This is a genomic window from Reyranella sp. (assembly GCF_044224635.1).
Classification (GTDB): domain Bacteria; phylum Pseudomonadota; class Alphaproteobacteria; order Reyranellales; family Reyranellaceae; genus Reyranella.
In genome coordinates, this window is the sequence record NZ_JBGAKA010000097.1 from 1 (window position 1) to 5,519 (window position 5,519).

The window sequence follows — 5,519 nt, forward strand, 5'->3', positions numbered from 1 at the left end:
GAGCGTCATGCGGGCGCCCTTCACCGTGATCTCGACCGACATCGGCAGGGCCTGCGGCACCTCCTCGTTGTCGAACACGTCCTCGAAACGCCAGATGCCGTCGGGCAGCGCGGCGATGGCGGCGCGCATCTTGCGCTCGGCATAGTCCATCAGCGCCTCGCCGGCGCCCAGCACGGTGGCGACGCCGTACTTTGCGGCGAGCGCCTGGAAGCGCTGCACGCCGACGCGGTTGGCGGCGCGCTGCGCGCGCAGGTCGGAGAGCCGCTCCTGCGGCACCTGGCAGTTGAGCAGGATCAGGTCGAGCACGTCCTTCTGCAGCTCGCCGGCACGCCACAGCCGCACCGGCGGGATGCGCAGCCCCTCCTGGTAGATGTGGGCGTGGCCGCGATCGACGAAGTCGGCATGGTGCGCCAGGTTGACCGTCCACGCGACGAGCTTGTTGTCGACGAAGATCGGCTCGGTCAGCACGATGTCGGGCAGGTGCGTGCCGCCGCCCTCATAGGCGTCGTTGCCGATGAAGGCGTCGCCCGGCCTGATGTCCTGCGTCGGATAGCGTCGCATGATGTGCGGCACGAGATCGAGGAAGCTGCCGAGATGGATCGGGATGTGCTCGGCCTGGCACAGCGTCTCGCCGCGCGCGTTGAACAGCGCCGTCGAGCAGTCGCGCCGTTCCTTGATGTTGGTCGAGTGCGAGGCACGGATCAGCGTCTCGCCGGTCTCGTCGACGATCGAGGCCATCGCCGCGCCGATCACCTCGACCGTGATGGGGTCGAGCACGCTTGGCCGATCGAGCCCCGGGAACTTGGTCATGGCGTGTTGGCCTCCAGGATCAGGTTGAGCCAGCGATCGACCCGCGCCGTCCATCCTGGGGGCACCAGGGTGGTGGCGTCCATCTGCTCGACGATCGCCGGCCCGGCGAAGTGATTGCCGGGCGCCAGGGCAGGGCGGTCGTAGACCGGCGTCGCGGCAAGATCGCGCGTCTCGGCCAGCCACACCTTGCGCGTTCCGGTGATCGCCCTCGACGCGTCCGGCCCGCGCTCGGGATGGGCCGGCAGCTGGGCCTTGCGCACCTGGCCGGTCGCCTCGACGCGCAGGGTGACGACCTGCACCGGCTCGCCCTCGGCGACGAAGCCGTAGCGCTGGCGATGGGCGTCGGAGAATCGGTCGACAAGGGTCTGCATCGTCCCGGCAGTCACCGGCCCGTCGGGCAGGGCGACCCCGAGCTCGTAGTTCTGGCCGAGATAGCGCATGTCGGCGGTGCGCGCGATGCCGCGGTCGGCGGCGGCGATGCCCTCGTGCGCGAACCAGCGCTCGGCGCGCTCGGTCAGCGCGGCGAACGCCTCCGCGACATCGCCGGCCGACGCGTCGGTCGCCGGCACGATGCGGGTCAGGGAGAAATCGGCGCGCAGGTCGGTGAGCAGCAGGCCCATGGCGCACAGGATGCCGGGATTGGCCGGCACCAGCACGCGGCGGATCTCGAGCTCCTCGGCGAGCCGCGCGGCGCGTCGGTCGCCGGCACGATGCGGGTCAGGGAGAAATCGGCGCGCAGGTCGGTGAGCAGCAGGCCCATGGCGCACAGGATGCCGGGATTGGCCGGCACCAGCACGCGGCGGATCTCGAGCTCCTCGGCGAGCCGCGCGGCGTGCAACGGCCCGGCGCCGCCGAACGCCATCAGCGTGTAGTCGCGCGGATCGTGGCCGCGCTGCACCGAGATGACGCGGATGGCGCGCGCCATGTTGGCGGTCACCACCGAGAGGATGCCCTGCGCCGTCTCCATCGGCCCCAATCCCAGCGTTCCGGCGAGACGGCCGATCGCCGCCTCGGCCAGATCGCGCCGGATCTTCATGCGGCCGCCCAGCAGGTGCGTCGGATTGAGCGTGCCCAGCACGACATTGGCGTCGGTCGTCGCGGGCTCGTCGTTGCCGCGGTCGTAGCACACCGGCCCGGGATCGGCGCCGCACGAGCGCGGCCCCACCTTGAGCAGGCCGCCGGCATCGACATAGGCGATCGAGCCGCCGCCGGCGCCGACCGTGTGGATGTCGAGCATCGGCGCCTTGATCGGATAGCCGTGCACCGTCGCCTCGGCGGCGAGCCGGCAGCTGCCGTCCTGCAGCAGCGCCACGTCGGTCGAGGTGCCGCCCATGTCGAAGGTGATCAGGTCGGGGAAGCCCGCCAGCCGGCCGATCGCCTGGGCGCCGACCACGCCGGTCGCCGGCCCGGACAAGACCGTGCGCACCGGCATCGAGGCGGCGGCACCGAAGCCGATGACGCCGCCGTTGGACTGCGTGAGATGCGGCGTCGCCGTCATGCCGAGCTCGGCGAGGCGCGGCCCCAGGCGCGACAGGTAGCGCTGCATCACCGGCCCGAGATAGGCGTTCAGCACCACCGTCGACAATCGCTCGAACTCGCGGAACTCGGGCGCGATCTCGTGGCCGGCCGAGATGAAGGCGTCGGGCAGCTCCTCGCGCAGGATGGCGACGGCGCGCTGCTCGTGGTCGGGTCGCAGGAAGCCGTAGAGAAAGGACACCGCCACCGCCTGCACGCCGGCGTCGCGCAAGGTGCGGGCGGCCGCGCGCGTGCGCGCCTCGTCGAGCGGCGTCAGCACGGCGCCGGCATGGTTGACCCGCTCCGGCACCTCCAGGCGCAAGGCGCGCGGCACCAGGGTGGGCGGCTTGTCGGCCTGGATGTCGTAGAGGTCGGGCCGCTTCTGCCGGCCGATCTCGAGCAGGTCGCGAAAGCCGTCCGATGTCAAAAGCCCGGTCGGCGCGCCGCGATGCTGGATCAGTGTGTTGGTTGCCACCGTCGTGCCATGCCCGAAATAGACGACCGCAGCGGCCGGCTTGTCGCCGCCCTCCGATGCGACCTGCCGCAGGGCCTCCTCGACGCCGTTGGCGATTGCCCGCGATGGATCATCGGGTGTCGACGGCACCTTCCAGACGGCAACCCGCCCGGTGCGTTCGTCGAACAGGCAGATGTCGGTGAAGGTGCCGCCCGAGTCGACGCCGACACGCCAGTGTGCCTGCGGGGCGGAGGGGGCGTGACTCATCGCTGGGACCGCGCCGCTCCGATGGCGCTCTTCTTGTTGATCACAAATCCGATGAGCGCCACGCCGGCGGAGATTACTCCGCCTGAAGTGGCGCGGTCCCAGCAACGACCCTCCAGAAAAGAATCACCCTGCATTTTTGCGTTCGGTGCGTTCGGTGCGTTCGGAGCCTTTAGAATCAAGGGGTTAGCCGACCGCAAATGACCACTCAGCAGGCTCCGTTGCGGTCGGGCGCGCCGTCTTGCGGTCGGGGCTGTGCCGGATTGTCTCACATCGGTGCTGGCAATCACGGTCTGATCTCTTTGGTTGGACAGAGTTTCATTCACCGCACGCGATATCACGGCGCGGCAGGGGTGGGCAGGCGGCCCAGCCAGCGTGGCTCGCGGCTGCAGCCAAAACGCGTGTGCACTCAATTGCACGGCGACCGGGAATGGAAGGATCATGCCTCATCGCCGGGAGCGCGCCACTCCGTGGCGCTCTTCACATTCTCCTCCCCAGCGCAGCTGGGGAGGTGTCTCGGTAATCCGAGACGGAGGGGTCAGGAGTCTCAGTGGGGCTTTCGACCCCTCCGTCCGCGATTACGCGGACACCTCCCCAGCGAAGCTGGGGAGGAAAAGAAGAGCGCACCCTCACCCCGCGGTATCCGTCGCGAGATGGAACAGGCAGTCGCCGCGCTCGCAGCGGGCCGGGACGCGCTTGCAGAGGACGAGGCCGGCGCGCTTGAAGGGGACGATCTCGGGCTCGCGCCACGGCGTGTGGTGGAAGTGGATGCGCGCCGCTGGCTGGCCCGCCTTCACCTCGGCGCCGAGATCGACCAGCGGCTCGAACAGGCCGCCGTCCGAGGCGTAGACGTAGTACTCGTCGCCGCCGACCTCGGTGAGCCGGGTCTTGGTCGGCGCCGGCACCTCGCCCTGCAGCAGGCCAATGTGGGCGAGCAGGCGGCGCATGCCGTCCTCGGCCACCTTGAGCGAGCCTGGCGTCACCAGCCCGCCGCCGCCCAGCTCGGTGCCCATCGACAGCACGCCCTGGCGATAGCAGGCCGAGGTGAAGGTTCGTCCGCCGCCCTGCGGCGTCGAGGCGACGTAGCTCACCGGGGCGCCGAAGGCCTTCAGCATCCCGGTCACCTTCGTCATGCGCGCCGCATCGTCGAAGCGTGCCGCGAGCGCGCTCGGGATGTAGGTGAGCGAGCTGCCGCCGGAATGGAAGTCGAAGCCGTAGTCGAAGCCCGGCAGCAGGGCATGCTCGATCCAGTAGGCAATCTGCTGGGTGATGGTGCCCTCCGGGTTGCCCGGGAACGAGCGATTGAGATTGCCGTCGTCGATCGGCGAGGTGCGCTGGCCCGCCATGGCGGCCGGGAAGTTGGCCGAGGGCAGGATCACCAGCCGGCCCTTGATGTCCTCGGGCCTGAGCGCGCGGATCAGGTTGCCGAGGCCGATCTGGCCTTCCCATTCGTCGCCGTGGTTGCCGGCCTGCATCAGCACGGAGGGGCCATCGCCGTTCCTGATGCGCACGATGGGGATCGGGATCCAGCCATAGGCCGAGCGATGCACCGAGTGCGGCACGCGCACGAAGCCGGCGGCCTTGCCGTCGGCGGCGAGGTCGATGTCGGCCGACAGGCGGCTCAGGGCCGAGATGTCGGCGGCGCGGGAATCGGTGCTCAAATCGGTTCACTCCACAGGCGTTCGTTCAACAGGGCATCGGCGACGTCGGCCGAGATCGCGGCCAGGAGCTTCTCGCCTTTCTCGGCGCTCGCCGCCCCGGCGTCGCCGATCACGCCGATCGGCGAGCGGCTGGACAGCTGGCGCCAGCGATAGACGCCTTCGTTGACCGTCGGGATGGCCGACAGGCCGGGGATGTAAGGCCCGTGCATCTGCGACAGCTCGTCGGGATTCACCAGCTCGGGCGCCATCGCCATGATCATCGACGTTTCGGCCTCGCAGGCATGCAGCAGCGCCTTCTGCTTTTCCAACAGCCTGGCGATCGATTTGGCGGCGATGTCCCAGTACGTGCCGGTTGCGAAGGGCAGCCTGTGCTCGACGGTCAGCTCGCCGACCATGTTCTGCAGCGCCGTCGTGTTGCCGCCGTGCCCGTTCAGCACGAAGATGCGCTTGAAGCCGTGCCGCACCGCCGAGGTGACGACGCAGCGGATCACCGCGAACATGGTGGCGTAGTCGAGCGTGATCGTGCCGCTGAGCGACATGTGATGCTCGGACATGCCGAAGGGGATGGTCGGCGCCACCACGACCGGCGCCGTCTTCTCCATGATCCGCGCCGCGCGATGCGACACCTCGTGCACGCAGCACCAGTCGACCATGCTGGGCAGGTGCGGCCCGTGCTGCTCGGTCGCCCCGATCGGCACGATGACGATGGCATTGCGCGCCGCCAGCGCCTTGATCTCCGAGGCCTTCAGCCTCGACCAGTCGATCTCGCTCATGAGGGATGCTTTCTTTGTGGTGCTTGTGTTCTTGCCTAGGTT

At 69.4% G+C, this 5,519-nt stretch carries 5 protein-coding genes; all 5 read right to left on the bottom strand.

What is annotated here, in order from left to right; genetic code table 11:
- Positions 1–810: hydantoinase B/oxoprolinase family protein (locus ACILR9_RS38280; RefSeq protein WP_395715258.1), on the bottom strand; the 810-nt coding region annotated here is incomplete at its 3' end.
- On the bottom strand, positions 807–1,466 hold the full coding sequence (locus ACILR9_RS38285; protein ID WP_395715259.1) for a hypothetical protein: 660 nt from the start codon (positions 1,464–1,466) through the stop codon (positions 807–809). The genes ACILR9_RS38280 and ACILR9_RS38285, both read right to left, overlap by 4 nt.
- Positions 1,388–3,046: a hydantoinase/oxoprolinase family protein gene (locus ACILR9_RS38290; protein ID WP_395715260.1), complete on the bottom strand. Its 1,659-nt coding sequence runs from the start codon at positions 3,044–3,046 to the stop codon at positions 1,388–1,390. Before ACILR9_RS38290 ends, ACILR9_RS38285 begins: the two co-directional genes overlap by 79 nt.
- Before the next feature lie 626 nt (positions 3,047–3,672).
- Entirely contained in the window at positions 3,673–4,704 is a 1,032-nt protein-coding gene (locus tag ACILR9_RS38295) for a succinylglutamate desuccinylase/aspartoacylase family protein (protein ID WP_395715261.1), read from the bottom strand.
- Positions 4,701–5,477: a creatininase family protein gene (locus tag ACILR9_RS38300; RefSeq protein WP_395715262.1), complete on the bottom strand. Its 777-nt coding sequence runs from the start codon at positions 5,475–5,477 to the stop codon at positions 4,701–4,703. Before ACILR9_RS38300 ends, ACILR9_RS38295 begins: the two co-directional genes overlap by 4 nt.
- Positions 5,478–5,519 lie beyond the last annotated feature (42 nt).